This is a genomic window from Streptomyces sp. NPDC051315 (assembly GCF_044455165.1).
Lineage (GTDB): Bacteria > Actinomycetota > Actinomycetes > Streptomycetales > Streptomycetaceae > Streptomyces.
The window spans coordinates 12,139-37,889 of the sequence record NZ_JBITEN010000016.1; the positions used below are offsets into that span (position 1 = coordinate 12,139).

The 25,751-nt window shown below is 71.6% G+C and carries 21 protein-coding genes and 4 pseudogenes; 14 read left to right on the top strand and 11 right to left on the bottom strand.

The genetic code is table 11. From position 1 onward, the window contains the following. Positions 1-3: 3 nt before the first annotated feature. Together ACIBBD_RS27430 and ACIBBD_RS27435 are read right to left on the bottom strand one after the other, a co-directional pair. Entirely contained in the window at positions 4-1,224 is a 1,221-nt protein-coding gene (locus tag ACIBBD_RS27430) for a cytochrome P450 (protein ID WP_399422254.1), read from the bottom strand. A 173-nt stretch (positions 1,225-1,397) separates the two neighbouring features. After that, the gene (locus tag ACIBBD_RS27435) at positions 1,398-2,621 is read right to left on the bottom strand and encodes a cytochrome P450 (RefSeq protein WP_399422255.1); all 1,224 of its coding nucleotides are present in this window, start codon (positions 2,619-2,621) and stop codon (positions 1,398-1,400) included. Between the two features lie 389 nt (positions 2,622-3,010). Here ACIBBD_RS27435 and ACIBBD_RS27440 point away from each other — a divergent pair, with 389 nt between their 5' ends. From ACIBBD_RS27440 to ACIBBD_RS27455, 4 genes are all read left to right on the top strand, one after another. Next, positions 3,011-3,223: a ferredoxin gene (locus tag ACIBBD_RS27440; protein WP_399422256.1), complete on the top strand. Its 213-nt coding sequence runs from the start codon at positions 3,011-3,013 to the stop codon at positions 3,221-3,223. 46 nt (positions 3,224-3,269) lie between these two features. Beyond that, entirely contained in the window at positions 3,270-4,517 is a 1,248-nt protein-coding gene (locus tag ACIBBD_RS27445) for an activator-dependent family glycosyltransferase (RefSeq protein ID WP_399422257.1), read from the top strand. A gap of 98 nt (positions 4,518-4,615) precedes the next feature. Next, entirely contained in the window at positions 4,616-5,632 is a 1,017-nt protein-coding gene (rfbB, locus tag ACIBBD_RS27450) for a dTDP-glucose 4,6-dehydratase (protein ID WP_399422258.1), read from the top strand. After that, positions 5,626-6,417: a BTAD domain-containing putative transcriptional regulator gene (locus tag ACIBBD_RS27455; RefSeq protein WP_399422259.1), complete on the top strand. Its 792-nt coding sequence runs from the start codon at positions 5,626-5,628 to the stop codon at positions 6,415-6,417. Before rfbB ends, ACIBBD_RS27455 begins: the two co-directional genes overlap by 7 nt. A 114-nt stretch (positions 6,418-6,531) precedes the next feature. Here the strand turns inward: ACIBBD_RS27455 and ACIBBD_RS27460 are convergent, their stop codons facing one another. Further along, positions 6,532-7,515 carry an NAD-dependent epimerase/dehydratase family protein gene (locus tag ACIBBD_RS27460; RefSeq protein ID WP_399422260.1) on the bottom strand — a complete coding sequence of 328 codons (984 nt, stop codon included), beginning with the start codon at positions 7,513-7,515 and terminating at the stop codon, positions 6,532-6,534. A gap of 186 nt (positions 7,516-7,701) precedes the next feature. Here ACIBBD_RS27460 and ACIBBD_RS27465 point away from each other — a divergent pair, with 186 nt between their 5' ends. Then, the gene (locus tag ACIBBD_RS27465) at positions 7,702-8,310 is read left to right on the top strand and encodes a dTDP-4-dehydrorhamnose 3,5-epimerase family protein (RefSeq protein ID WP_399422261.1); all 609 of its coding nucleotides are present in this window, start codon (positions 7,702-7,704) and stop codon (positions 8,308-8,310) included. Positions 8,311-8,352: 42 nt separating this feature from the next. Next, entirely contained in the window at positions 8,353-9,582 is a 1,230-nt protein-coding gene (locus tag ACIBBD_RS27470) for a macrolide family glycosyltransferase (RefSeq protein WP_399422262.1), read from the top strand. Between the two features lie 371 nt (positions 9,583-9,953). On the opposite strand, the gene rfbH is transcribed toward ACIBBD_RS27470, so the two are convergent. Continuing rightward, entirely contained in the window at positions 9,954-11,255 is a 1,302-nt protein-coding gene (rfbH, locus tag ACIBBD_RS27475) for a lipopolysaccharide biosynthesis protein RfbH (protein WP_399422264.1), read from the bottom strand. Between the two features lie 265 nt (positions 11,256-11,520). Between rfbH and ACIBBD_RS27480 the strand changes: the two genes are divergently transcribed. Further along, the gene (locus tag ACIBBD_RS27480) at positions 11,521-12,879 is read left to right on the top strand and encodes an acyltransferase (protein ID WP_399422265.1); all 1,359 of its coding nucleotides are present in this window, start codon (positions 11,521-11,523) and stop codon (positions 12,877-12,879) included. A gap of 72 nt (positions 12,880-12,951) precedes the next feature. Here ACIBBD_RS27480 and ACIBBD_RS27485 read toward each other — a convergent pair. Next, positions 12,952-13,152: pseudogene (locus tag ACIBBD_RS27485) on the bottom strand (methionine adenosyltransferase domain-containing protein); the annotation flags it as partial. A gap of 276 nt (positions 13,153-13,428) precedes the next feature. Between ACIBBD_RS27485 and ACIBBD_RS27490 the strand changes: the two are divergent. After that, positions 13,429-14,061, top strand: a complete 633-nt coding sequence (locus tag ACIBBD_RS27490) for an HAD family hydrolase (RefSeq protein WP_399422266.1) — start codon at positions 13,429-13,431, stop codon at positions 14,059-14,061. Between the two features lie 205 nt (positions 14,062-14,266). Continuing rightward, complete coding sequence (locus tag ACIBBD_RS27495) at positions 14,267-15,208, top strand: SDR family oxidoreductase (protein WP_399422267.1); 942 nt, start codon at positions 14,267-14,269, stop codon at positions 15,206-15,208. A 268-nt stretch (positions 15,209-15,476) separates the two neighbouring features. Here the strand turns inward: ACIBBD_RS27495 and ACIBBD_RS27500 are convergent. Then, positions 15,477-15,554 (bottom strand): annotated as a pseudogene (locus ACIBBD_RS27500) (hypothetical protein); the annotation flags it as partial. A 519-nt stretch (positions 15,555-16,073) separates the two neighbouring features. On the opposite strand from ACIBBD_RS27500, the gene ACIBBD_RS27505 reads away from it, so the two are divergent. Then, positions 16,074-16,460, top strand: a complete 387-nt coding sequence (locus tag ACIBBD_RS27505; protein ID WP_399422268.1) for an ArsR/SmtB family transcription factor — start codon at positions 16,074-16,076, stop codon at positions 16,458-16,460. Positions 16,461-16,974: 514 nt separating this feature from the next. On the opposite strand, the gene ACIBBD_RS27510 is transcribed toward ACIBBD_RS27505, so the two are convergent. Continuing rightward, complete coding sequence (locus ACIBBD_RS27510) at positions 16,975-17,145, bottom strand: hypothetical protein (RefSeq protein ID WP_399422269.1); 171 nt, start codon at positions 17,143-17,145, stop codon at positions 16,975-16,977. Between the two features lie 168 nt (positions 17,146-17,313). Here ACIBBD_RS27510 and ACIBBD_RS27515 point away from each other — a divergent pair, with 168 nt between their 5' ends. Continuing rightward, a complete protein-coding gene (locus tag ACIBBD_RS27515; RefSeq protein WP_399422270.1) occupies positions 17,314-17,772 on the top strand; it encodes a MarR family winged helix-turn-helix transcriptional regulator in 459 nt (152 codons plus the stop codon). Between the two features lie 315 nt (positions 17,773-18,087). On the opposite strand, the gene ACIBBD_RS27520 is transcribed toward ACIBBD_RS27515, so the two are convergent. The 3 genes and pseudogenes from ACIBBD_RS27520 to ACIBBD_RS27530 all read right to left on the bottom strand — a co-directional run bounded on the left by ACIBBD_RS27520 (position 18,088) and on the right by ACIBBD_RS27530 (position 20,918). Further along, a complete protein-coding gene (locus tag ACIBBD_RS27520; protein ID WP_399422428.1) occupies positions 18,088-18,699 on the bottom strand; it encodes a lytic polysaccharide monooxygenase auxiliary activity family 9 protein in 612 nt (203 codons plus the stop codon). 891 nt (positions 18,700-19,590) lie between these two features. Beyond that, positions 19,591-20,389 (bottom strand): annotated as a pseudogene (locus ACIBBD_RS27525) (MerR family transcriptional regulator); the annotation flags it as partial. Continuing rightward, positions 20,382-20,918, bottom strand: a complete 537-nt coding sequence (locus tag ACIBBD_RS27530) for a VOC family protein (RefSeq protein WP_399422271.1) — start codon at positions 20,916-20,918, stop codon at positions 20,382-20,384. The pseudogene ACIBBD_RS27525 and the gene ACIBBD_RS27530, both read right to left, overlap by 8 nt. Positions 20,919-21,284: 366 nt before the next feature. Here ACIBBD_RS27530 and ACIBBD_RS27535 point away from each other — a divergent pair. Further along, positions 21,285-21,515: pseudogene (locus tag ACIBBD_RS27535) on the top strand (nuclear transport factor 2 family protein); the annotation flags it as partial. 132 nt (positions 21,516-21,647) lie between these two features. On the opposite strand, the gene ACIBBD_RS27540 reads toward ACIBBD_RS27535, so the two are convergent. Further along, positions 21,648-23,759, bottom strand: a complete 2,112-nt coding sequence (locus ACIBBD_RS27540; RefSeq protein WP_399422429.1) for a LamG-like jellyroll fold domain-containing protein — start codon at positions 23,757-23,759, stop codon at positions 21,648-21,650. 616 nt (positions 23,760-24,375) lie between these two features. Here ACIBBD_RS27540 and ACIBBD_RS27545 point away from each other — a divergent pair. Further along, positions 24,376-24,606 (top strand): e9imm peptide, encoded by a 231-nt coding sequence (locus ACIBBD_RS27545; protein ID WP_399422272.1) that lies wholly within the window; start codon positions 24,376-24,378, stop codon positions 24,604-24,606. A 437-nt stretch (positions 24,607-25,043) separates the two neighbouring features. Beyond that, positions 25,044-25,688: a CBS domain-containing protein gene (locus tag ACIBBD_RS27550; RefSeq protein ID WP_399422273.1), complete on the top strand. Its 645-nt coding sequence runs from the start codon at positions 25,044-25,046 to the stop codon at positions 25,686-25,688. Positions 25,689-25,751: the final 63 nt, after the last annotated feature.

Genomic DNA, 25,751 nt, shown 5'->3' on the forward strand with positions numbered 1-25,751 from the left:
CGCTCAGTCCCAGCCCACGAGCAGCCGGTCCACGCCGTAGTGCACGGCGCGGTCCCGCAGCGGCACCTCCGCGGCCGGCTCCGCCAGCCGCAGCGTCGGGAACCGCTCGAAGAGCCTGCCCAGCCCGATCCGCAGGCTCGCGCGGGCCACGTGCTGGCCCAGGCACTGGTGCGGCCCGAAGCCGAGCGCCAGGTGTTTGCGCGGCGTACGGGTGACGTCGAGCCGGTCGGGGTCGTCGAAGACCTCGGGGTCGCGGTTGGCCGCGGGCAGCGACAGCACCACCGTCTGGCCGGCCTTGATCGTGGTGCCGCCGATCTCCACGTCCTCCAGCGCGCACCGGCTGGAGCCCATGTGGGAGATGGTCAGGTAGCGCAGCAGCTCGTCCACCGCCCCCTGCGCGTACAGCTCGGGCCGCTCCCGCAGCAGGGCCAGCTGGTCGGGGTGCTCCAGCAGGGCGAAGGTGCTCAGCGCCAGCATGTTCGGCGTGGTGTCCAGCGAGCCGGCCAGGGTGAGCACCGCCAGGTTGACCAGCTCCTCCTCGGTCAGTTCGCCGCTCGCGGCCAGCCTGCCGAAGAAGTCGCCGCCGCGCTCGGCCATCCGCGCCCGGATCATGGGACGGATGAGGGCGTCCATGGCTTCCACGTGGTGGATGAACTCCTCCAGCGTGTAGGTGAGCGCCATCAGGACCGAGAAGTGCTCCTGGATGCCGTCCATCAGCTCCGGCGACACGTCCATCAGCGAGCACGTCGAACGCAGCGCGACCTTCTCCGCGAAGCCGGTCACCAGATCGGCCGGCGAGCCCTCGGCCGCCATCTCCTCCAGGGCCTCGTCGACGATGCGGGTCAGCTCCGGTTCGTGCCGCTGGATGGTGCGCAGCGTGAAGTGGCCCGCCAGGAGCCGCCGGTACTTGGTGTGCTCGGGCGCGTCCGTCTTGGCGAACGAGCCGGGCGGGGAGGGCTGCGGCGCGTACTCGGTCATCGGGAACGGCGGGGCGACGACGTGCGCGAGGAGTTCGTTGCGGTGGCTGAAGCGGTCGTCGGCGAGGATCTGGCGGACCAGGTCGTAGCGGGTCACCAGCCAGCCGGAGGGGTCCTTCGGCGCCACCTTGAAGGTGATCGGACTGACCGGTTCCTCGGCGCGCAGTCTGGCGTAGGCGGCGGGCGGGTCGAAGGGGCACTTGCCGCGGTCCGAGGGGATCACGGGCGGATCGGGCCGGGTCTTCATGAGGTCACTCCGTCGGGGTACGGGGGCTTGGGCGGGGTGGGAGGGACGGGACGAGGGCCACACGCGGCGGCCGGGGCCCGCATGCACGGGTGGGACGTCCCGCACGGCGGCCGGTGCAGGGGAGCGGCGCGGGGCGCGTGCCACGCGGGGCGGCCGGTGCGCGGGGGGAGCGGTCAGGCGCGTTCCACGCACAGCGGCAGGTGCCGGGCGCCGAAGACGTTCGTGCCGTGCCAGGAGAGCCGGACCGTGGGATCGACGCGGATCCGCGTGAACCGGTCCAGCAGGGCCTCCAGGGCGATCCGGCCCTCCAGCCGGGCCAGCGGGGCCCCGATGCAGTAGTGGATGCCGTGCCCGAACGCCGCCTGCCGGGCGTTGGCGCGGTCCGGGCGGAAGGCGTCCGGGGCGTCGAAGACCCGCTCGTCGCGGTTGGCGGCCAGCAGCCACAGATGCACCAGCGTGTCGGGTCCCACCTCGAGGCCCGCGACGGTCGTGGCGGTCGTGGTGACCCGCTCGATCCGTGTGAACGGCGGCCGCAGCCGCAGCGTCTCCTCGATGACCGCGGGGATCAGCGAACGGTCCGCGCGCACCTTCTCCAGCAGGTCCGGGTCGGAGTCCAGACAAATCAGCGCGTTGCCGACCAGCACGGACGTGGTGATGTGCCCGGCGAGCAGCAGGAGGGTGGCGAAACTCGCGATGTCCTCGTCCTCCAGGCGCTCGCCGTCGAGTTCGGCGTCGACCAGGGTGCCCAGCAGGTCCCCCTGCGGTTCCCCGCGCCGGGCCTCGATGAAGTCCTGGAGGTAGGCGGTGATGGTGACCGCGGTCTCCTCCATGCGGCGCACGCTCTCCGGGTCCTCCGGATCGGTGGACAGCAACTGGTCGGCCCAGCCCTGGAACAGGGCGCGGTCCGCCGTCGGCACGCCCAGCATGCGGGCGATGACGGTCACCGGCAGTGGGTTGGCCAGTGCGTCCACCAGGTCGAAGCGGTCCTCGGTGACGGCGTCCAGCAACTCGCCGGTCAGCTCGGTGATCCACGGTTCGAGCCCGGCGATCAGACCGGGCGTGAACGCCTTGCTCACCAGCCGGCGCATCTTTCCGTGCAGCGGCGGGTCCAGCAGCAGGAGCGTGCCGCGCGGTGCCTTCTTCTCGCCGCCCGAGAGACGGCCCACCGTGTCCGAGGAGAAGGTGGCGGGATCGGAGAGCACCTGCTGCACGTCGGCGTGCCGGAACACGTGCACATGACCGGAGTCGTCCCGACAGGCCCGCTCCTCCTCGCGCATCCGCGCCGCCCACGCCAGCAGGGTGGCCCCGCCGTCCGGTTCCACGGACGGCGCGCGGCCGGGCCGGGGGGCCGCCGCGGGCGTGGGGTCGAGCACGTCCGAAGTGCCTTGCTGCGCCACCCGGATTCCCCTTTCACGAAGTCGTCGTACGGCCGCCCGCGTCCCCTGCCACGGCCCTCCCCGAGCCGGGCCGGGGACGAACACCGCGACGGCCGGCCTGGGAGCGGCCCTCCCCGGGCACCGGCCGGCACCACGCGGGTTCCGCGGGGTGCCGTTCCTGCCGGCCACTCCAGCACGGCCGGTGCGGGCCCGGCCAGCGGTGCCGGAGCACTCTAGGGATTTTCCGAGTACCGGCCGCCCCGCCCCGCCCGCGGAACCGGGCGGGCCGCGTGAATTACTGGAGGAAACCCCAGACAGCGTCCGAGCGCGGTCCCGGTCCCGCCGGGAGGCCTCCAAGATGGGCACGACCCGGCATGCGTCACGGACCCGACCGGCTGACAGGGGGCGGCATGGACATCACCATCGACCACGACCGGTGCATCGGCGCCGGCCAGTGCGCGCTCGTCGCACCCGCCGTCTTCGACCAGCGCGACGAGGACGGACTCGCCGTACTGCTCGTCGACCGGCCCGGAAGCGACCAGCACGCCGCGGTGCGCGAGGCGGCCGAGTCGTGCCCGCTGAGCGCCATATCCGTACGGGAGGACCGGAAGCCGGCGGCCTGAGGCCCGTCACGCACCGCCCCCGCGGCCCCGACGAGGAGAGAAACCCATGCGCGTCCTGTTCGCCGGCCTGCCGGAGAAGTCGCACGTCTACACCATGGTGCCGCTGGCCTGGGCCCTGACGGCCGCCGGGCACGAGGTGCTGATGGCCAACGCCCCGTCGCTGACCGAGGTCATCACCGGCGCCGGGCTGGTCGCCGCCCCGGTGGGCGACGACCACGACCTCCACCGCGAGATGGCCGTCGCCCGGGACTCCCAGGACGCGGACGTGGCCAACTGGAGTCGCCTCGGCTACGGCGACGTCGACCACGCCGGCCTGGTCGCCCGTTACCGGATCAGCGTCCCCTACGGGTTCGCCCGCTACAACGACCCGATCCTCGACGACCTCGTCGCCCTCGCCCGCGACTGGCGGCCCGACCTCGTCGTGCGGGACCCCATCGCCTACGCGGGCGGCATCGCGGCCCGGGCCTGCGGTGCCGCCCACGCCCGTCTGCTGTGGTGCGCGGACGTCTACGGCCAGGCCCGCGCCACCTTCGTCGAACTGGCCCGCGACATGCCCGAGGAACAGCGCGTGGACCCCCTGGCCGACTGGATCGACGAGCGGGGCCGCCCCTACGGCGTGCGCTGCGACGAGGAGCTGCTCAACGGGCAGTTCACCCTCGACACCCTGCCCCCCAGCCTGCGCCCGGCGAGCGACCTGCGGACCGTGTCCATGCGGTACGTCCCCTACAACGGCCGGGCCGTGCAGGAGGACTGGCTGCGCGAGGAGCCCAAGCGGCCCCGGATCTGCGTCACCCTGGGACGCACCAACACCGAGGCGTACGGCGGCGACTACGTCGGCGTGTCCGACATCCTGCGGTCCCTGTCCCGGCTCGACGCGGAGATCGTCGCCGCGCTCCTGCCCGAGCAGACCGAGCGCCTGGGCGGCCTGCCCGCCAACGTACGGGTTGTCAGCGGCGTCGCCCTCAACACGCTGCTGCCCAGCTGCGCCGCCGTCGTCCACCACGGCGGCTGGGGCACCTTCTCCACCGCCCTGGTGAACGCCGTGCCGCAGCTGGCGCTGTCCACCCTCGTCGCCGACCAGGAACTGCGCGGCCGATGCCTGGAGGAGGCCGGTGCCGGATTCTTCCTGCACCACTCCGAGAGCGACCCCGACCGGGTGGCGGACCTCGCCCGGCGGCTCCTGGACGACCCCGCCCACGCCGCCGCCGCACGCCGGCTGCGCGACGAGTCCGCCGCCATGCCCAGCCCCTACGACATCGTGCCGGACCTGGCCGACCTGGTCGCGGGTGACTGACCCGCACCGGGCTCTCGCCCGCCGGGCGGACACCACCGCACAACCGAAAGGAAGGAGGACGGCGCCGCTCGGCACGCCCGGTGACGCGCCGCATCCCCATGAGTCAGACGCGCATCCTGGTGACCGGCGGTGCCGGCTTCATCGGTTCCCACTACGTCCGCACCCTGCTCGGGCCCGACGGACCCGACGACGTCACCGTCACCGTTCTCGACGCCTTCACCTACGCCGCCAACCCGGCCAACCTCGACCCCGTCCAGGCCTCGCCCCGTTACCGCCTGTGCGTCGGCGACATCTGCGATGCCTCCGTGGTCGACGCTCTGATGGCCGAACACGACCAGGTGGTGCACTTCGCCGCCGAGTCCCACGTGGACCGCTCCCTGGCCAGCGCCACCGAGTTCGTGCGCACCAACGTGCTCGGCACCCAGGTCCTGCTGGACGCCGCCCTGCGCCACGGCGTCGAGCGGTTCGTGCACATCTCCACCGACGAGGTCTACGGCTCGATCCCCGAGGGCTCCACCTCCGAGGAGCACCCGCTCCACCCCAACTCCCCGTACGCCGCGTCCAAGGCGTCCTCCGACCTGGTGGCCCTGTCCTACCACCGCTCGCACGGGCTCGACGTGCGGGTCACCCGCTGCTCCAACAACTACGGGCACCACCAGTTCCCGGAGAAGATCATCCCGCTGTTCGTGACCCGCCTGCTCACCGGCGGGAAGGTGCCGCTGTACGGCGACGGACTCAACGTGCGCGACTGGCTGCACGTCGACGACCACATCCGCGGCGTCGAGCTCGTGCGCACCGGCGGCCGGGCGGGCGAGGTCTACAACATCGGCGGCGGCACGGAGCTGGACAACCGCCGGCTCACCGAACTGCTGCTGCGGGCGTGCGGGGCCGACTGGGACAGCGTCGAGTACGTCGCCGACCGCAAGGGACACGACCGCCGCTACTCCGTGGACTGGAGCAAGGCGCGCGTCGAACTCGGCTACAAGCCGCAGAAGGACTTCACCGAGGGCCTCGCCGAGACCGTCGCCTGGTACCGCGACCACCCCGAGGTGTGGGAGGCGGCCGCCCGCCGCGCCGCCCTCCCCGAGCAGCGCTCGGGAGCTCTGCCGTGCTGAGGTGGCGAACCCTGGGCCCGCTGCGGGTCACCTGCGACGGCCGGGACGTCACGCCGACGGCGCCGAAGGTGCGCCAGGTCCTGGCCCTTCTGCTGGCCCGCCGCAACACCGTCGTCCCGCTGACCGCCCTCACCGAGGAACTGTGGTCCGGCCGGGCGCCGCGCAGCGCGGTCACCACCGTGCAGACGTACGCCTACCAGCTGCGCAGGGCGCTGCACGGGGGCGAGGAGCCGGACGGCCCCGAGGGCGGGCCGCTGGTCACCCACGCGCACGGCTACCTGCTGCGGGTGGGGCCCGGGGAGTGCGACGCGGAGGAGTTCACCGCCCTGACCGCGGCGGCGCGGACCGCGCTGGCCTGCGGTGACCCCGCCGCCGCGGAGACCGTGGTCGGCCGGGCGCTGGACCTGTGCGAGGGGCCGCTCTTCGCGGACGTGGTCCACGGCCCGCTGCTGCGCGGATACGCCTTGCGGATGGGGGAGTTGCACCTCCAGGCGCAGGAGCTGCGCATCACTGCCGGCCTGCGCCTCGGCCGGCACCGCGAACTCGTCGGGGACCTGAAGGAACTGGCGTGCGCGCACCCGCTGCACGAGTGGTTCCAGGGCACCCTGATCATCGCCCTCCAGCGCTGTGGCCGGCGCAGCGAGGCGCTCGAGGTCTACCAGCGTCTGCGCGCCGTCCTGCGCGACGAGCTCGGTCTCGATCCCTCGCCCGGCCTGCAACAGCTGCGCCAGCACGTGCTGACCGACCGGGTCAGCACCGCGGACCTCGATCTGCTGCCCGGCTGACGCCGCCCACCGCCGACGCCCCGAGCCCGTGCCGCACGTACGCCTTCGTGCGTCCCGCGTATCCTTCCCCGCCGCCGCGCTGCCCTGCCGTGGTGTCCCGGAGGGACCGAGCGGTCAGTCCTGGTGTGCCGCGGCCCGCCACAGGTCCTCCACCATGTCCCGGGGGGTGCGCCGCGGTTCCCAGCCGAGCACCGTGCGGGCGGCCGACACGTCCACCCCGGTCCAGTCGCTGCCCGCGGCCGGACGCAGCCCCGGGGCGCCCCGTTCCACCAGCGTCGCCCGCCGGCCGCTGACCGTGAGCAGCAGGCCGACCATGTCCCGCACGTGCTGCGAGGTGCCGCTGGCGATGTTCAGCACCCGCCCCGAGGCGTCGGGGACGCGCAGCGCCGCGATCACCGCGCGCGAGACGTCCTGCGCGTCGACGAAGTCGCGGGTGCTTTGCAGGGGAGAGACCCGGACCCGCGCCGGTGCTCCGTCCCGGCCGCCGGCGAGCAACTGCGCCGCCACCTGCCCCAGCAGACTGGCCCGGGGCGTGCCGGCGCCGATGACGTTCGACAGCCGCAGCACCACCGCGTCCGCCTCGCCGGCCCGAACGGCCCGCAGGACCGCCCGGGTGCCCCTCAGTTTCGTCCGTCCGTAGTCGGAGACGGGCCCCTCCGGCGACGACTCCGTCAGCCACACCCCGTGCGGCTGTGGCGCGTACTCGTGCACCGACCCGAGCTGGACGAGCCGCGGCCGTGCCCCGGACCCGGCGAGAGCGGCCAGCAGCCGGTCCACCAGCAGCTCGTTGTTGCGGCGCATGCCCTCGGTGTCGGGGGACCAGACCTCACCGGCGGCGTTCACGACCGCCACCGGCCGTTCCTCGTCGATCAGTTCGGTCAGGGCCTCCGGGCCGCCGTGCGCCAGGTCCATCGGCCGGAACCGCCAGGAAGCGGGAGTCTTGAGCGGGCGGCGGGCGACGGCGAGGATCTCGTACCCGGCCGCCTCCAGGGCCGCTCCCACGTGCCCGCCGACGAAACCGGTCGCTCCGAGGACGACCACCCGGCCGGACCCGGTGTCCCACCTTTCCGGTCGCCCCAGCACACCGACCTCCGTCATGCCGTTCTCCTCCCGGACCCGCCGACGCGTGCCCGTTCGTCTCCCGCACCCGCGACGCGGACGCGCGGGCCTCGGCGCCACCTTGGCACCCGCCGGTCCAGGATCGTTCCAGGCTCCGTCCACCCGATCCGTCCACAGCCGGTCCTGGATCGGCCCTCGAACGGGGTTCCCTACGGTGTTGCCACCATGAAGGTTCGAGAGATGGCCGTGCCGGACGCGTACCACATCACCCCGCACCACCTGCGTGACGCGCGCGGCAGCTTCTACGAGTCGTTCCGGCACGACCGGCTGGCCGAGGAGATCGGCCGCCCCGTGTCCGTGGCCCAGGTGAACTACTCGGTCTCGCGCCGCCGCACCCTGCGCGGGCTGCACGGGACACTGCTCCCGCCGGGCCAGGCCAAGGTGGTGTGCGTGGTGCGGGGCGCGGTGCTCGACATCGTCGTCGACCTGCGGGTCGGGTCGCCCACCTGGGGCGTGCACGAGGTGAACGAGCTGTCCGCCGAGTCCGGTGAGACCCTGTTCGTCGCCGAGGGACTGGTCCACGGCTTCCTGGCGCTCACCGACGACACCTGCGTGTCGTACCTGTGCTCCACCGAGTTCGTGCCCGGCACCCAGGTGGACATCGACCCCTTCGACCCCGAACTCGACCTGCCCTGGGGCCTGTCGGAGGCCCCGCTGATGTCGGCCAAGGACTCCTCGGCCATCTCCGTCGCCGAAGCCCGGGACCGCGGGATCCTGGCGGGGTACGAGGAGTGCCTGGCGCACTACGCGGCCCTCCGCGAGGCCGCCCGCTGACCATGGCCGGCACCGCCGCCCACCCGACCCCTAGGAGAGCTGATGCCGCCCGGCACCCCCGCACCCGTCCTGCACTACGCCGTGCTGCTCTTCGCGGACTTCGGCCACATCGCCCCCACCCTGGGCGTGAGCCGCGAGCTGCTGAACCGCGGACACCGCGTCACCTACGTCGTCGACGAGAAGTTCGCCGCCACCGTCGAGGAGACCGGCGCCCGGGCCGTCACCTACCCCTCCGCCCGCGGCGACTTCTACCGCGCCGCCGATCCCACCGCGGACCGGCTCGCCGTGGACGGCTACAACCTCCTCGTGGACACCGTGCTCACCGTCTTCCCCGCGGCCCTGGAGGCGTTCGCCGACGACCGGCCGGACGTCGTGCTGTACGACTTCGAGACGGTCGCCGCCGCCCGGGTCCTCGCCCGTGAACTGGACGCGGTGCCGGTGCAGGTGTCCCCGAGCCACGCCGCCAACGAGACGTTCTCGCTGCGGGCCCAGATGTGGGGGGCCGACCACCCGGTGATGGCCGAGGGCGCCAAGGTGATGATCGACTTCATGGGTGAGCACGGCATCGGTCTCGACGAGATGGCCCGTTACGGAGCCGAGTGGGATCAGCGCAACCTCGTGTTCCTGCCCCGCGCCTTCCAGATCGAGGGCGACAGCTTCGACGACCGGTTCGCCTTCGTCGGCCCCACGTTCACCGGGCCGGCGCCGGACTCCGGCCGGTGGGCCCCGCCCGCCGACGGCCGGCGCGTGGCGCTGGTGTCGCTGGGAACCGAGGCGGGGGACCGGGGCGACTTCTTCCGGCTGTGCGCCGAGGCGTTCGACCCGGCCGACTGGCACGTGGTGATGACGCTCGGGCGCGGCAGCGACCCGCAGCTCCTCGGTCCGCTGCCCGCGCACGTCGAGGCGCACCCCTGGCTGCCGCACCCGCAGGTCCTGCCGCACGCCGACGTCTTCGTCTGCCACGCCGGCATGGGCAGCCTCATGGAAGCCCTGTACTACGGCGTCCCCGTGGTGGCGCTGCCCCGCGCCCACGAACTGGCCGTCAGCGCCGAGCAGCTGGAGCGGTGCGGGGTGGGCAGGTCCCTGTCCCGCTCCGGGCTGACCGCGCCCGGCCTCGCGGCGGCGGTGGCCGGCCTGCTCGACGACCCGGAGGCTCCCGCGGCGCTCGCCCGCATGCGGGACGCGGTCCGTACGGCCGGTGGCGCCGCCCGGGCCGCCGATCTGCTGGAGGCCTGGGCCGCCGACCGCCCCGCGGTGACGGCCGCCGGCTGATCCACCCGCCCCGCCCCCACGCGAGTCGCCCCCGGCGCCGTACGGCTGCCGGGGGCGACGGGCCTGGCCGAGGAGGACGCCCGTGCCGTCGATGTCGATCGCCGTGCCGTCACATCCGCCGATGCCGGGCCCGCCTTGGTGGCCGGGACCGTTCGCGCGCGTCCACGATGCAGACCTGCCGCCCGCCAGGGCCCGGCATTGCGCCGGTCCGGGCAGGGGCCGGACCTCTGATCAGCGCCTGTGACGGCACCCTTCGGGCCCCGGTGACACCACCCGCCAGGTCATCCGTCCGACAGGGGCAAACAGTCACGCCGGGCACGGAGGCCCGGCGGCCCTCTTGCAGGACCGCGCGGAAGACGACGGGGCCGTAGTCAGTGCGGCAGCGTCACGTACTCGCTCACCGTCTGGATGCTGTGGTCGATCATCTCGTCGGTGAGACCCGGGTAGACGCCGATCCAGAACGTGCGCTCGGTGGTGATGTCGCTGTTCGTGAGGGGCCCGCTGACCCGGAACTCCCGCCCCTCGTACGCGGGGTGACGGGTCAGGTTGCCCGCGAAGAAGCGCCGGGTGGCGACCTTGCTGGACTCCAGGTGGTCGATGAGCGCACCTGGCGCGAAGGGCGCGTCGGGGCGGACGGTGATGGCGAACCCGAACCAGCTGGGGTCGCTGCCCCTGGTGGCCTCCGGCAGCAGCAGGTGCGGCAGCCCGTCCAGGCCCTCCCGCAGTCGCGCCCAGTTGTGCCGGCGCGCGGCCCCGAACTCCTCGATCCGGCCGAGCTGCTGAAGCCCGAGCGCTGCCGCGATGTCGGTCGACTTCAGGTTGTAGCCCACGTGGGAGAAGATGTACTTGTGGTCGTAGCCCTGGGGGAGTGAGCCCATCTGGTGCTCGAAACGCTTGAAACACCGGTTGTCCTCGCCCGGTTCGCACCAGCAGTCGCGTCCCCAGTCGCGCATCGACTCCACGATCCGGGCCAGGATCAGGTTGTCGGTCAGCACACAGCCGCCCTCGCCCATCGTGATGTGGTGGGCGGGGTAGAAACTCTCCGTCGCCAGGTCGCCGAAGGTACCGGTCAGCTGTCCCCCGTAGGTGCTGCCCAGGGCGTCACAGTTGTCCTCGATGAGGAACAGGCCGCGGTCCTGAGCCAGTTGGGCGATCTCCCGGACCTGGAACGGGTTGCCCAGGGCGTGCGCCATCATGATCGCCCGGGTGCGCGGGCCGATCGCCTGCTCCACCCGCTCCAGCGAGGCGTTGTAGGTGCCCAGTTCGACGTCGATGAAGACGGGCACCAGCCCGTTCTGCAGGATCGGGTTGACGGTCGTGGGGAAGCCGGCGGCCACCGTGATCACTTCGTCGCCGGGCTTGAGGCGGTCGTCGCCCAGCTGCGGCGAGGTCAGCGAGCTGAGCGCCAGGAGGTTCGCCGAGGAGCCCGAGTTGGTCAGATGCGCCTTGCGCAGGCCGAAGTACCTCGCCAGGGACCGCTCCAGCCAGCGTGAGCTGACACCTGCGGCGATCCGCATGTCGAGGGCCGCCTCGACCAGGGCCACGCGATCGTCCTCGGTGAGTACGGCGCCGGAGGCCTGCACCGGGGTGACCCCCGGCACGAACCCCGACGAGACGGTGGAACGGTGGTACTCGCGAACCAGCTCCAGGATGTCGGTCTTGTCGTACCCCATCGCCTGATGGCCTCCTGTGTGTGCCAGTGGGGACGACACGTACGGCCGGCTCGCAGTCGAAGCGGGTCCCCACGCCCGTATCGATCGATCGGGGGATGCCAGACCAGCACGTGGGCACGGGCACGGGCCAGCGCTGCCGGGCAACTCTAGGGATCCACCAAAAGCGTGCGCCGCCGCCCGCCCGGTCTAGGGAATTCCTCGCCCGTCAGCGGTCACGCTGGAGTGTCCGGCCAGCCCCCTCGGAACGACCATCCTGGAGACGCTCATGAAAAGCGGTCCCGCAGCAGGCGACGCCGACCGTACCGTGCTCCTGCGTGCCGGAGGGGCGAGCGGCGAACGCGTCCGGTTGAGCGTCTACGACGTGGTGAACGGCACCTTCGCCACGTCGCGCACCTTCTACTACCGGCAGCGGCTGGACACCGAGGCCCTGCGGGAGTCGCTGCGCCGGACCCTCGCGCACCACCCCCTGCTCACCGGGCGTCTCGAACGGGACGCGGACCGCGGCCTGAGTGTCGTCTGCAACGATGCCGGCGCGGTGCTGGCCGAGAGCCACTGCGACCGGCCCATGCCCGACTACGGCCCGGGCCGCCCGGCCGAGAACGACCTGCGCCGGTACCTGCACTCCGTCAACGCCTTCCGGGTCGTCGGGCACGACACGCCGCTGCTGACGGTCAAGGTGACGCACATGCGCGGCGGCGGCTCCGTCCTCGGCGTCTCGATCAACCACAGCGTGGTCGACGGCGCTGGCTTCCTCGACTTCCTGGTGCACTGGTCGCGCACGCACCGAGGGCTGGACCACGTGGCGCCGCCTCATGACCGCGCCGTCCTGAACGGTCTCGCCGCGGGAACCGCGCCCGCGCCGCAGGACCCGCAGTACGCGGTGGTCACCGGACGGGCCAAGTTCGGCTTCATCTGGCGGGTCAACGCGCGTGCGCGCCGGGTGCGGACCCTGACCACCCGGTTCTCCTCGGCGGAGGTCCTCGCGCTGCGGGAGGCCGCACGCGCCGGCGGGGACAACGCCCGGGTGTCGAGCGGTGACGCCCTGGGCGCCCATGTGTGGCGGGTCCTGGGCGCACTGCGCGACCGGGAACAGCAGGCCACCGAGCGGCTGGGCATCGTGGTCGGTCTGCGTGCCGCGCTGTCGGAGAGCCTGCCGCACGGATACTCGGGCAACGCGGTCTCCAACACCACGGCCGCCGTGCCCGCCCGTGCGCTGCGGGAGGAGCCCCTGGCCCACACCGCCTCGACGGTCCGTGAGGCCCTCGACCGTGTCACGCCGCACCGGATACGCCAGGAGGCGGCGTTCCTGGACGCGCAGCGGCGCGCGGGCCGGCTCAACCGGGTGCTCAGCCGCATGGCCCTGGACGCCTTCGAGGGCACGGTCGCCCTCAACAACGTCAGCCGGCTGCCGGTGTACGCGATCGAGTTCGGGGCCGGCCGGCCGTTCTGGTTCGAGTACCCCGCGAGCCCCATACCGTGGACCGTCCTGATCACTCCGACGCCGGACGGCGAGTACAGCCGGGATGTGCACCTCAGCGTTCCCCGCGAGGCGGCCGAGGCCCTGCGCACCCCCGAGTGGGCGCGACGTCTGCACCCCCGGGACCACTCGCTCGACCGTCCCTGAGCGGAGTACGGGGCCCGGCTCCCCGAACCCGGGGGAGGCGGGCCTTCCGGCGCGGTGCGGGACCTGCGGCGCGGCCGCCTTGCGCAGCGCGTCCACGCGGTCGATCTTCTCCCACGTGAAGTCGGGCAGCCCACGGCCGAAGTGGCCGTTCGCGGCGGTCCGGGCGCAGATCGGGCGGAGCGGACCGAGGCCGCGGATGATCGGGGCCGGACGGAGGTCGAAGACCTCGCCGATGGCCTTCTCGATCGTCTCGGGGTCGGCCTGCCCGTCGCCGATCCCAGCAGGACGGCGCATTGCACGACGGCGACGGCGACGGTGACGTGGCCGGGGCTCACACGAGGCTCCAGCGGGACGGTGTGCGCGGTGTCCGGCCGCCTGTCATCCTCCCGTCGGCCCGACCAAGCAGATCGGGCATCCCCGCACCCCGGGCCGGTCCCGGGAGCGCCCCCCCGACGTTCCGGAGAGCGGACCTCCGCATCCTGTGCACGCTTTGCGGAGCGATGGTGCACATCTCTGCAGAGGACACGCTGACGATGGCATAGTGAAAGCGTGTTCATGTCGGATCACGTGGGCGTCGTCTTCTTCTCCGTCGACTGCGTCCTGAGCGAAGGGTGCAGCCTCACCCGCCTCGTCGAGGAGCGCCTCGGACTGCGCGTGTCCGAGAGCACCGCCGAGCCGGACGACACGGGTCCCGACGCCGACCGCTGGGCCGGAGTGCCCGAGAGCGCGCTGCACGCCGAACTGGACGGGCTTTCGCTGCTCCCGGGTGTCCAGGAGACCGTCGACTGGTGCTGGCGCACCGGACTGGTGCCGATCGCCTTGTCCCTCACCTGGACGCCGATCGTGGCCCGGCTGGCCGAGCGGTTCGGCTTCCACTCGTACTCGGGCCGTCCGTTGGAGACCAGCCAGGGCCACTTCACCGGCCGCGCGACCCGACCGACGAACGCCGCCGACCAGCGGAGGGCCGCGCTCCGACGGGCCGACGAACTCGGTGTCCCCCTCACCGCATGCGCCGCCGTCGGCGCATGCCCCGACGACGGCCCGCTCTTCGACGCGGTCGGCATCGGCATCGCCTTCAACGCCGCGGACGAGGTCCGTGCCCTGGCGGACACGGCCGTGGACGGCGACGACCTCCGTGCGCTCATCCCCGCGTTGGAGCAGCTGAAGGCCAGGACGAGGTAGACCTCGGCCCGGTCCTCCGCCGCCTGGCCCGGACCGGTCGCGCGGCGGCGCCGCCCCGACCGTGTTCATCCGCCCGGCACCCGTGTCCTGGACGCTGCAGAGCCGTGGGCCGAACGGGTCAGACGCCCCGCCCACCCGGGCCGCGCCGGGTATGTCGGTAGGGGTGCCGCCGACGGTGGTCGGTGGCAGGGAAGGAACGAGGCGTATGCGTGACATCCCCGGGACCGGCCGGCCCCGTACGGCTGCCGTTCCGCCGCTCGCCGGGCGGGTCGCGGTCGTGACCGGCGCGGCGCGCGGTGTGGGTGAGGCTCTCGCCCGGCACCTGTCCGACGCCGGGATGCTCGTCGCGCTGGTGGGGCGCGAGGAGGAGACCCTCTGCCGGGCGGCGGCCTCCCTGCCCCACCGCAGTGTGTGCGTCGAAGCCGATGTCACCGACCCCACGGCTCTCGACCGCGCCGCCCGGCAGATCACCGACGTGCTGGGCCCGGCGAGCGTGGTCGTGGCCAACGCCGGCATCGCCACCGGCGGCCCCTTCGCCCGTACCCCGGCCGATCTGTGGCAGCGGGTCGTGGACGTCAACCTCACCGGATCCGCCAACACCGCCAGGGCCTTCCTGCCCCAGCTCACCCGCACCCGCGGCTACTTCCTGCAGATCGCCTCCACGGCCGCCTTCGGCTCCGCCCCGATGATGAGTGCCTACTGCGCCTCCAAGGCCGGGGCCGAATCCTTCGCCCAGGCGCTGCGCGGCGAGGTGGAACCGGACGGGATCGGCGTCGGCATCGCCTACCTGCACTGGACCGGCACCGACATGGTCACCGGCATCGACGACCATCCCGTGCTCAAGGCCCTGCGACGCAACCAGCCCCGCTTCGCCCGCACCGTGCACAGCGCCGACCAGGTCGCCGACTGGCTGACCACCGGCATCACCCGCCGTGCCCGCCATGTCTACGCACCCCCGTGGCTGCGCTGGTGCCAGCCGCTGAGACCCGCCTTCCCCGCCCTCGTCCTCCGCCTCACCCGGCGCGAGCTGCGCCGCCTGTCCTCGAAGGAACTGGCCGCCGACACCGGAGTGCTGGGTGCCGGCGGCCGCGCGGACTGGGACGCCCACCGAGCCGGCACCCGCCCTCCGCGCCCCGACGACTCGTGAGCCGGCCGGCTGGGCGGGCTACTGCCGTGCCCCGGACGTGGGTGCCGCACTCCACGGTCCGCGCCCCTGTAACCCACGGGCGCGAACGAACCGATCCGCAGACCGGCGTTGACGAAGGCGACACCCCGGTTTGCAGCAGCTCGGGGGCGGTGGTGACCTCGAGAGGCGGGTAGGTGCTGGTGGACAGGGCCGGGAAGGACTGGGCGTGGGGCAGGGGGGTGGGTCGGGGGTCGAGGGCGCCGTGGACGACCAGGTGGCCGCCGGGGGCGATGGCTTCCGCCAGTGTCTCCACCCCGGGGCCGGCGACCGGGTCGAAGGCCAGGCGGACGCCCCGGCCGTCGGTGATCTCCTTGACGCGGGCGGGGAGGTCCTCGTCGTCGGTGACGACGACGAGGTCGGTCCTTGGTGGCGTGCACGGACTGGTTCAGGCCCTCGCCCGCGACGACCTCGATGACCTGGTCGACGCCCTGACCGTCGGTCAGCTCGCGTACCGTCTAGGCCCAGTCGGGGGTGGCGCGGTGGTTGATGAGGTCGCCGCGCCGAGGGCGGAGACCCTCTGAGGCTTCTCGTCGCTGCTGGAGGTGGCGATCACGCGGGCGCCGAGCGCGATGGCGACCTGCACGGCGAACAGGGAGACGAGTAAGCGAATCCGCTTCTCGCGGCTGCGCGGGACCGCCGGAAGGGGGCATCGCTGCAGGTGGGAAGAGTGTTGGAGGGCATCGACGGTTGCGCAGGACTTCCCCGCAGGGCTGCTGCACCCCTGCCGGTCCCGCCCTTGAGTGGACCGCAACGGTGTGGTCCGCGTCACTTATTTGATGGCCGTCGTAATATGGCTCTGCATCCGCACCGCACCAAGGGAGTCGTCATGGCCCGCCCCCGCACCTCCGCCCGGACGGTGGATCACCCTGACATCGCGGACGTCTTGCTGCAGCAGTTCCTCGAAGCCCTGGTGGACCCCGTACGGCGCACAGTGGTGTCCCAGCTCGCCCGAGCCGGCAAGGAGATCAGCTGCGGCACGTTCGATGTGTCCGTCTCCCTGTCGACCCTGACCCACCACTTCAACGTCCTGCGGGAGGCCGGTGTGATCCGGCAGTACTACGTCGGAACCACGAAAATGAACGCGCTCCGCACGGAAGAGATGGAGAAGCGCTTCCCGGGCCTGTTCTCCGCCCTTCTGGCCGCCGCCCAGGATGCGGACAGCGCTGTGCAGCAAAGGGTCGAAGGGCGTCGAGTCGCGGGTCGGGTTGGTTGATCAGCTCCGGCGGTACCGCAAGGGTGCTGCCCTGGGCGCGTGAGCAGTTCAGTGGGTGCTGTGACGCGGTCGGACCGGTGCGGTCCCTGCGATCCAGCGCCCGCGACGTGCTCACTCTCACCGAAGCCCTCCTCGACCCCGTCTCGGCTGAGGTCGAGCGCACTGCAGACCGCTCTGCGCGAAGTCCTGCGCCCCCGGCTCCGCCTGCCGCGCGGCAGCAGAGGTCTCGAACGGGACCTGGCGGACTCGGTGCCGCCCGCCGGCGCGATGTCGCGCGTCCCTGACCGCAGCAGGTCACGGGCGAGGCCGATAGCGGTCGCGCCCGAGGCATGCGGTGGAGGTGGTGACATGCGGACCCCCCGCTCCCGGATGGATCGTGACCTCGCCCGCCGCCACGTTGGGGATGCTGCGCGGCACTGTGCGTGGGGAGACCCGCTCAGGGTGGCCGTACTGGGGTGGCGGGAAGGCGTTGTGATCAGGCGCAACGCTTGTCGCAACCCGGCTCCGGGCGGCCTCACGCGGCCAGGGCCGCTCCCCGGGTGAGGGTCGGCTGCCGCAGCTCGGTGGGCGCCGCCGGCACCGAGCGGGCGGTGTTCCAGTACGGGTGCCACCCCAGCCCTGCAGACAGGCGCGGTGGGTGGTGCTGCACGGCGGTGGGGTGCGGCGAGCGCGTCGTAGGTGGCATTCCAGGCGTGCTGCCTCTGCACACGGGTGGGCCGAGTGAACGCCGGCCGCCTGAGGCCGTCGCGGTCCTGCATGCTGGCGGCGATCACGGAGCCTTGACCTCAAGTTCGGTTGAGTTTTTATGGTCGGTCTCATTGAACGAGCTGAAGCGACGACGGAGGGACCGGTCGTGGAGTACTCACACGATGACGCCGAACTGATTCAGCAACCCATCGGCTACTGGAGTTGGGCCGCCTTCAAGGCCGTCGTCACCCGCACCCGGGGCGCCCTCGCGGAGATCGGCACTACCCAGCCGCAGTGGTGGATCCTGGCACAGGTCGCACGAGCCGACACTGTCAAGACGCGGGACGAGGTGTCCGGCCTCCTCCGGAACTACCTCGACACGGGCGCGGAAGCCATGGAGTGGGAGATCGACAGGACCATCGCCCGGGGCTGGGTCACCGAGGACTCAGAAGGACGACTGGGCATCACGGCCGAGGGCAGGGCGTTCTACGACAAGGCCGCGGCCCTCCAGGACGAGCTGTGGGCAGAACGGCACGCGGACATCTCCGACGAGGAGTACTTGACCACCCTCAAGGTGCTGCAGCGATTCATTCACAACACGGGCGGGCGTGCCTGGCACCACTAAGGTCCGTCTTCGACGATCATCCATGGTGGCGGCGTATCACCCCGCCATGAACCACTACCTACACGTGACCGGCGTACCCCGGTGCGGAGGAGGATGGCGCGTCCTGGCCGTCCGGCCGGGACGCGCCACCCGGACGCATCGCCGCCCTGACGAGGGCGTGGCGTGCCAGGGGCCGTACAAAGGTGTGCCGGCCGTGGGTTGCCGTAGGTCAGGACGAGACGATTCGCCCACTGGCACGACGTACGCCCCGCGATCCCGGCCGGTTTCCGGGACGCCCGTGAAGACGGGACGGTCCCGGCAGTCTCCCCTTGCGGCCTACCGGGTGAAGTTCACATCCATCACCTGGTAGAAGGCATGACCCGTGTCGGCGACCTCCCACACACCGAGGACGACGTGGTAGCCGGAACGCTCCGGCAGTCTGATCGTGTGCGGCTTGTCGAGGTTCGGGTCGGTGGAAGCGTCCGGCATCTCCCAGTATGGGATGTCGCCGTACGGCTTGTATGTCGCGAACGGCTCAGGCTCGAACTGATCGCGGCTCAGGGGCGCCGTCGGGTCCCAGTCTTCCCTGGTCACGAAGTAGTTGTAGCGGCGTGTCCTGTGCTTCTGCGAGAAGTTCCACTGGAAGGGAACTTCGGCGCCCGACTGGAGATCGACCTTCGGCCAGTCCCGTACCTCGTCCAGCTTCGCCGCGTCCGGCTCGTTTCCGCCGCTGGCGATCTGGCCGTCCGGGGGCACTGGCTTCGGTCCGCTGGGGCTGTCCGTGGGCGCGTCCGGGTCCGTAAGCCCGATCTCTGTCGCGGGGAAGAACTTGCCCGCCTCAAGCCCATTGGCCGGCCAGCCGCCATTGAACTCGAGGTCGGCGCGAGAGGGAGGACTCGTCAGCCCGCCGTGTGCGGGAGTGACATCACTGCGATCTTCGATAGCCATTTCTGTCTCCTCTTGGTCCCGATGCGCTGGGCAACGGGATGGCCACTCAGTGGACGACGTACACGGCGCATGAACACGGCTTTGCCCACGCCGTCCTTGCCGCCGTCGTAGGCTACTCACTGTTAATGATTGATTACAGAAAGTCACGCGCGAGAGGTCATCGTGTTGTCTCGCGCCTGCGCCCGGCTGCAGCCGGCCACAGCCGTCCGTCGTCCGTGACGTCTTTCCCGTCCTGGGCCGTCCGGCAGCGCCGCTGAAGCGACCCTGTGCGCCATGTTGCTGCAGACCGTGGCAAGCGGCGACAACCTCACCCTCGAAGCCCCACTTTCGACTGGGCTGGGAGACTGGGCCGAGGGACGGCGCCGCCGCTGTCCGTCTCCATGAAGTGCGCCGCGTCAGGGTAAGGCGTCGTCTCCGCGCGCCTCCGCGCTGGACGCCGTGAAGGCCGGCTTCCGCGCACGGGTACCCCTGGAATATTCGGTCGGAGTCGCCCCGGACACGACAGCCGCGGCCGTGGACGACTTCCACCAGGCAGGTATCGCCGTATCCGGTGAGGCACCCCTGCCGCAGTAGTCCCCGCACCAGGCTCGGAGCGGGACCGGAGCGAACTGTGGTGCGCCCTGCGACCGGGAACCCTCGTGGCCGAAGCCGCGAGGGCGGACCGGTACGCGTCGTGGCCGGCCTGGTGCGGAACGCGACAGGACGTCGCCGGCATCCTGACCTCGCTGACCGAAGACGGTGAACTGCCCGCCAGATGGACGTTCCCCGCCGCCGCCCTGCCAGGTCGCGGCCGCCCTTGACGGCGAGGGCGGCGATGGGGTCGGCCCAGGACCAGCCGAGTTTCGTGAAGCCGTCGGACGCCCCCGAGGCTGCTTCGGGACCCGCGTTCCACTGCCAGGTCGCGGTGTCGGGGTCGATGCCGTGGGCGCGCGCCGGCGTCGATGATGCGACGGAACCACGTGGCGAGGCCGGCGCGGATGCCGTCGTAGTGGGCAGCGAATCCCGGATCGGCCTCATACATGCGGCCGAGACAGACCTGCATCCGCCGGGTGAGGGGAAAGTACGAAGCGAAGACTTCGCGGTGCCGCTCGACGAGTTGATGCGCTTCTGGGCTGCCAGGTGTGACGCCGGCGTCCATCGCATCCCCGAGGGCGCGGTCGAGGCCGGCAACGGCGTCGGCGATGGCCTGTCACTCCTCCGGGCCGCGAGAGGCGGAGAGTTCGGCGTACTGCCGCCACTGCGTCGTGTCTCCGTAGCGCTGACGGGCTTGGGCGGGCCCGTCCGGGTTCCACTGGGGGCCGAAGATCGAGGCCTGCTGCTCGACGGTCAGCGACAGGCCGCGCTCGTGGGCGGCGATCATCCGGTCCAGCCCGGCCCCGAGCTGCTGGAGGCGGTCGATACGTCCAGCAACCTGGGTGCGCTGCGCGCGCAAGGCGCCGGGCACGTCCGCGGTCGAGTCGTCCAGGACGGCCCGGATACCGTCCAGGCCCAGACCGACCTCACGGTAGACGACGATGCGTTGCAGGCGTTCCAGAGCACCAGCGGTGTAGAGCCGGTATCCGGCAGCCGTGCGCAGCGACGGTCGCGCCAGACCGATTTCATCCCAGTGGTGCAGCGCGCGGACTGTCACTCCCAGACGCGCCGAGACCTGAGCGACGGTCAGACCATCGGTGTCAGCGGCATCAGGCATGCTGCTGATTGTCGCCGCGACCGAAGCCCGGTGGGGTGATCCCGATGGCTTCAAGGTTTTGCGCCTCCTGACTGGCCGGATCAAAGGGCTTCGCCGCAGTGAAGACGATCCGTGCGTTCTCGGGGGTGATCACCGCCACGTCGCGGGTGTTCCAGGGCGTGTCCCGTGGACCGTCGACCGAGTCCGGGCGCAACGCGCGGCAGGCCTCGACAAGGGAATCGACCTGGCTGAGCACGCACGCGAAAATGAGGCTCATCGCTGGTGCCCGCTCCGGAACGCTCCCCTCCGAGACGAGAAGTACGTCCTGGAACGCCCACCGGCGCAGGTGTACGAGCCTGCCAGGGATGCTGAACAGCTCGAAGAACCCGAGCCCACGAACCCAGAAGTCCACCGACGCCGCCAGGTCACTCGTGGGGAGCGTCACGAACGCGGGCATTCCATAGATGCCACGGAACGGCTCCGGCGGAACCGCATCCGGGCCGGGAGCGGGCACGGGGCTCATCTCGAACGCGTTGTAGTAGTCGCTCATGTGCCCAACCCTCCAGCCTCACGCAACGTGAGAGTCAAGCCGGGACCTGAATCTCTCCCTACCCAAACGATGTGACCAACGTTGTGGCCGGGTACGACCAGGGCCTTTCGCGAAGATCGATCTCGGGCCGCTCTCCTCACAGGATGTCGGTGACCAGCGGGACGGGCGGACTTGCCATGATCGGGCTCGGCGCCATGGTCGCCGTCACCTGTCGCGCCGACTGGAACGGTGGGGCAGCTTCTGAGAACCCGCTGTCCCGGCAGGCGTTGCCCGTTGGGTGCCTGTGGGCTTGTGGGGTCGTTTCCCAGGCGGACGTTGTCACGATCACCGCCAGGAGCTCCTCCGTCTTGGCTGCCGAGTCCGTCCGTGCGGCGGCCCAGCACCTTCCGTGACCACCTGGCGTACCTGTCGGCCGGGAGGATCGACCAGTGGGTCGAGCTGTTCACCGAGGACGGCGTGCTGAAGTTCCTTTACGCCCCGGGCGGCTTCCCCGAGGCCGTCAAGGGCAAGGCGGAACTGCACGAGTACATGAGGAACTTCCCCGAGCACTTCAAGGTCGAGTTCACCGACCTGCGCTTCCACGAGACCACCGACCCCGCACTGGTGATCGCCGAGTTCGCCTCCCGCGGGACCGCACCGGCCGCCGGGCGCCCCTGCAACCGACGCACCCTCCCATACCAGCGGCCCGCCGGAACCTGGGTTCGGGCGGGCCGCCGGGGAGGTCGGAGATCAGCACAGGCAAGGATCCGTGCCCGACCCCAGGCTGCGGACGTCCCCGTCCCTCAGTGCACCGGAGTAGGCCTGTACCTCGTCCACGTCGCCATGCAGGTACTCGCCCCAGCCGTCACCGGCCTTGGCCCGGCCGATCTGGAGGGCGCCGGTGCTGTGCCAGCCGCGGGGGAGGTTCGCGGTCGCCTGGGCGTTGGTGTAGCCGTCGAGGTAGAGCTTGATCGTGTCGGTGGCGTCGTCGTAGACCACGGCGAGGCGATGGCCCTGGCCCTCGCCTCCGTCCGCGCCCTCGATCTGGGACACCACCTTCTCGGGGGCGCCGGCCTCGTCCTTCTCCGGCATCACCAGTTGCCAGGTGTGTGTGGACGGCTCGTAGCGCACCTTGAAGGCGTCGGTGTGCCCGCCGGCCTGGGAGAGCACGGTCATCGGGTGGGCGGGCTCCGAGTCCGCGAGGCGTACGACGACGCCGAGAGTGAAACTGTCCCCGGTGTCCACGACGGGCCCGTCGGCAGCGGCATACCCGTTCTCGCCGTCCAGACGCAGATGCCCGTCGCCGACGAGTGGCGGCGGTACGTAGGGGCAGTCGGGGTCGAGGTCCGGGATACAGGAACTGTCGGAGCCCCGGTAGATCGAAGCCCCCGTGCCGAGCCGCAGTGGCGCACCGTCCGACTGCTCGGGGCTCACGCCGTCCGTCGCGTTCTCGAGCGACCAGTGGCCGAGCAGCTTCGGCTTGCGGTACGCCAGTCCGGCTATCTCGTTCGGCACCACGACCCGGTCGTGAACCTGTACGTCACCGATGTCCCCGTGCCACCGGTCCCGATAGCCGACCGTCCCGCGGGCGCGCCCGATCTGGAATGCGCCGGCCGCCTCAGCGGGAGTGGCGGCAGCCACGGCCCCGACCTCGTGGCTGTTGACGTACAGCCGCGCCGTTCCGGTCTCGGCGTCGTACAGCCCCAGCAGATGGGTCCACTCGCCGGTCTCGGGGGCGCCGCCGGACACCCGTGCGCCGCCGATCGCGAACGACCAGGCGGGCCCGGAGTCCTTATGGCGCAGCCCGAGGCCGAAGCCGGGCGCCCCGTTGGCGTCCTGGCTGGCGACGGTCATGTTCCGGTCGGTGCGGGCGGGCCGTACCCACCCGCTCACCGCGAAGGTCTTACGGGTGTCGGTCGCCGGGGCGTCCGGGGTGAGAAAGCCATGGCCGCTGCCGTCGAGGCTGACTGTGGTGGTGGAGGTGGTGCCAGCGGGCGCCGGGCCGCCGAAGGTCACGCCGGTCCCGGCACGGGCGGTGGTGCCGGTCTCGGCGGCAGCCCAGCGGGAGCCCGCCGGGTCGTCCAGCCTCCAGCGGGCGACGGGGGCACGGCCGGCCTTCACGTTGAAGTCGTACTGCGACTCCCCGCTGCTTCGGCCCGACCGGTCGATCGCGCGGACCGTCAGCGACTTCGGCCCCGCAGTGAGCGGCAAGTACGCAATGGTCACGGCCGCGCCCGGCCGCTCTGCGGAGACGGTTCCGTAAGGACCACCCAGGAAGCCGTACCGGTACGACACCACGTCATCGGAGGGCGAGTCCACGGTGAAGTGGCCGTAGACGCCCACTCCGTCCACCCAGAACACGTCCTCGGGGTTGGGGTATTCGGGTGAGGTGATCGTCGCCTTCTCAGGGCTCACGTCGTCGTACACGAACGAGCAGACCGAGCCGCCGTCCTCGTCGCTCCATGCGGAGGTCGCCTCGCCGTCGTTCGCGCGGACGTGCCAGGAGACGACGGTGTTCGCCGGGACGTCGTCCGGCATGGTCCAGTACTGGCGCGTCCCCGACGACAGAATGATGGTGGTGTAGGTCCGCCGCTGCTCCACTCCTGCCGCGTCCGTCCACCAGGCTTCGAACTCGCCGCTGACCGGGCTGAATTCGGAGGGCTGGTTGTCCTCCTCCGGGTCGTACAGCACTGCACTGAGCCTGGGCGGCGCCGAAACGTATGGCGTGTCGTCGCCGGTCGCGCAGGCCTTGCCTCCTGACTGGAGATCCTGGACGAGCGGTTGTTTTGGCGGCAGGTTGTCCACCGCGTACGCCGTCCCGGCAGTCGTGGCCAGCAGCGCCGCCGCGCAGCTCCCCACCACTGTCCGTCTGCGTCGGCCCGTTCTTGCGAACTTGGTCAAGTGTCCCTCCCCTGTGAGCGCTTGAGGCTCGTGGATCACACGAGCGCATGAAGCTAACAGAGACCACTGACAGCATCGAAAGGGTTTTCCCCTACTCCGCCCCGGCCCATGAAGGCAGTCGCTCGCGTTGCGGCCTCTCGGTGTGGTGCCGGTGGTGGTGGGGGCTTGGGGGTGTGGTGCTTTGGCGCTGGTCAACGGGGGGAGGTAGGGGCGAGGCTCTCGTGGGGTGAGAGATTGCTGGGAGGGATCAGTGTCGTGGGGCTGTATCCGAATGGCGGGTGATGCTGTCTCAGGTCGTCGTGATTCCTTACGCGGTGAGGGGGTAGGCCCGTGTGATCGGGGGGTGGATGAAGATGCAGGAGCCGGCAGGGGGACGCCGTCTCGGACGTGGTGGGGGAGCTGTTGGGCGAGGTGGGGGCAATGTTCCGGAGCTGCGGCGCCGACTGGTGACTGTCGGCGCTGAGGCTTCGTTTCCCGTCGATGCGCTCCTCGGCGAAACGGAGATCGGCGCGGGCGCCTTCCAGGACTTGTCCGGGCGATCACCCGTCCCGTTTGGGTGATCCGGCGGAGGGTCCTCATGAGCGCGGTGGAGATGAGTCGTGCGGAGGCGGTCGTACCCGTGCAGCGGATCATGCAGGCGGACGACGCTTCAGACGATGAGGTGGCGGGCTGGCCGGACAGGCTCGGCAGGGCCCTGGCATGCCCGTCTGGTCATGTCGGTGACTTGATCTTCTGGCCGCCGGAGCGGCAGCTTTCGGCTGATGAGGTAGTTGATCGGGCCCCGGCGTATCGGCCGATCCCTTCATGAGGTCGGGACTCAGTTCCGGAACCAGGGTTCGGAGATGCGGTTCAGACCAGCCCGTTCTCGCGGGCGTACAGCGCGGCCTGGGTCCGGTCGCGCAGACCCAGGCGGAGCAGCACGCGGGAGATGTGGTTCTGGAGCCAGCAGCTCGATGACCCCGAGTGAGCGGCCAGGGGCTACCTGATCACCCTCATCGACCCAGGGGCAGTCGCCCGGCGTCGCCAGCATCTACCGCGTACTCGGTCCCACCCCTGGCACGGGACCGCCGGTCCTCCCTGCCCGGCCGGACGTCACTGGCCGCCGGAGCGGCGCGGTGTTGTCATGGGTAGGGAAGACGGCGTCGACGAGCCGGCTGGGGCGCGGGCGCGGTGGCCGGCGCGCCGCGCGTGGTCCGCCCGGGCGTCCGACCGCGGTCGCCCCGTCCAGCGGAGGAGGCCGATGCCATGCTGCACCGCCGCACGGTCGGTGACGTGATGACCGAGGAGGTCGTCACCCTCCGCTCCGACACACCGTTCCAGGAGGTCGCCGCCCTGCTGGACGCGAACGACATCGTCGCGGCCCCGGTCGTCGACGACGACGGCGCTCCCGTCGGCGTCGTCTCCGCGTCCGACGTGTTGCGGCACGAGACCGGCATGCCCGATCCGCAGGGTCGGGACGGGAACGACGAGCACGCCTGGGACAAGGCTCGGGCCCGGACCGCGGGCGCGCTCATGAGCAGTCCCGTCTTCACCGCCCGCGCCGACTGGACGATCCCCCGGGCAGCGCGGGAACTCCGCAGGCGGCACGTCAAACAACTGCCGGTGGTCGGCGACGACGGGCTCCTCATCGGCATCGTCACCCGCAGCGACCTGCTCGACGCGTTCATCCGCTCCGACGACGAGATCCGCGACGAGATCGAGCAGGACGTCCTGGGGCGCATCCTCGGCCTGGACGAGGGCACCGTCGCGGTCGAGGTCCGGGAAGGGGTCGTCACCCTGCGGGGTCACGTCCCGGAACCGCGTCTCGTCCCGGTGGTCGTGGGCCTCTGCCAGGGTGTCGACGGTGTGGTCGCCGTGAACGCCCACCTGGCCGCCGCCCGGGCGGGCTAGGCGTATGCCTCTTGCCCTGTGAGTGGGGATGCGGCTGGCGGGTGGTTCGCGTACGAGCGCGGT

What these genes read in the sequence shown, in the direction of transcription:
- ACIBBD_RS27470 (WP_399422262.1), top strand. Translation starts at nt 8,353, where the DNA reads ATGCCGCCCGGCACCCCCGCACCCGTCCTGCACTACGCCGTGCTGCTC.
- ACIBBD_RS27510 (WP_399422269.1), bottom strand. Translation starts at nt 17,145, where the DNA reads ATGCCACCTACGACGCGCTCGCCGCACCCCACCGCCGTGCAGCACCAC.
- rfbH (WP_399422264.1), bottom strand. Translation starts at nt 11,255, where the DNA reads ATGGGGTACGACAAGACCGACATCCTGGAGCTGGTTCGCGAGTACCAC.
- ACIBBD_RS27480 (WP_399422265.1), top strand. Translation starts at nt 11,521, where the DNA reads ATGAAAAGCGGTCCCGCAGCAGGCGACGCCGACCGTACCGTGCTCCTG.
- ACIBBD_RS27440 (WP_399422256.1), top strand. Translation starts at nt 3,011, where the DNA reads ATGGACATCACCATCGACCACGACCGGTGCATCGGCGCCGGCCAGTGC.
- ACIBBD_RS27550 (WP_399422273.1), top strand. Translation starts at nt 25,044, where the DNA reads ATGCTGCACCGCCGCACGGTCGGTGACGTGATGACCGAGGAGGTCGTC.
- ACIBBD_RS27465 (WP_399422261.1), top strand. Translation starts at nt 7,702, where the DNA reads ATGAAGGTTCGAGAGATGGCCGTGCCGGACGCGTACCACATCACCCCG.
- ACIBBD_RS27430 (WP_399422254.1), bottom strand. Translation starts at nt 1,224, where the DNA reads ATGAAGACCCGGCCCGATCCGCCCGTGATCCCCTCGGACCGCGGCAAG.
- ACIBBD_RS27495 (WP_399422267.1), top strand. Translation starts at nt 14,267, where the DNA reads ATGCGTGACATCCCCGGGACCGGCCGGCCCCGTACGGCTGCCGTTCCG.
- ACIBBD_RS27545 (WP_399422272.1), top strand. Translation starts at nt 24,376, where the DNA reads ATGAGCGCGGTGGAGATGAGTCGTGCGGAGGCGGTCGTACCCGTGCAG.
- ACIBBD_RS27505 (WP_399422268.1), top strand. Translation starts at nt 16,074, where the DNA reads ATGGCCCGCCCCCGCACCTCCGCCCGGACGGTGGATCACCCTGACATC.
- rfbB (WP_399422258.1), top strand. Translation starts at nt 4,616, where the DNA reads ATGAGTCAGACGCGCATCCTGGTGACCGGCGGTGCCGGCTTCATCGGT.
- ACIBBD_RS27445 (WP_399422257.1), top strand. Translation starts at nt 3,270, where the DNA reads ATGCGCGTCCTGTTCGCCGGCCTGCCGGAGAAGTCGCACGTCTACACC.
- ACIBBD_RS27520 (WP_399422428.1), bottom strand. Translation starts at nt 18,699, where the DNA reads ATGGCTATCGAAGATCGCAGTGATGTCACTCCCGCACACGGCGGGCTG.
- ACIBBD_RS27530 (WP_399422271.1), bottom strand. Translation starts at nt 20,918, where the DNA reads ATGAGCGACTACTACAACGCGTTCGAGATGAGCCCCGTGCCCGCTCCC.
- ACIBBD_RS27460 (WP_399422260.1), bottom strand. Translation starts at nt 7,515, where the DNA reads ATGACGGAGGTCGGTGTGCTGGGGCGACCGGAAAGGTGGGACACCGGG.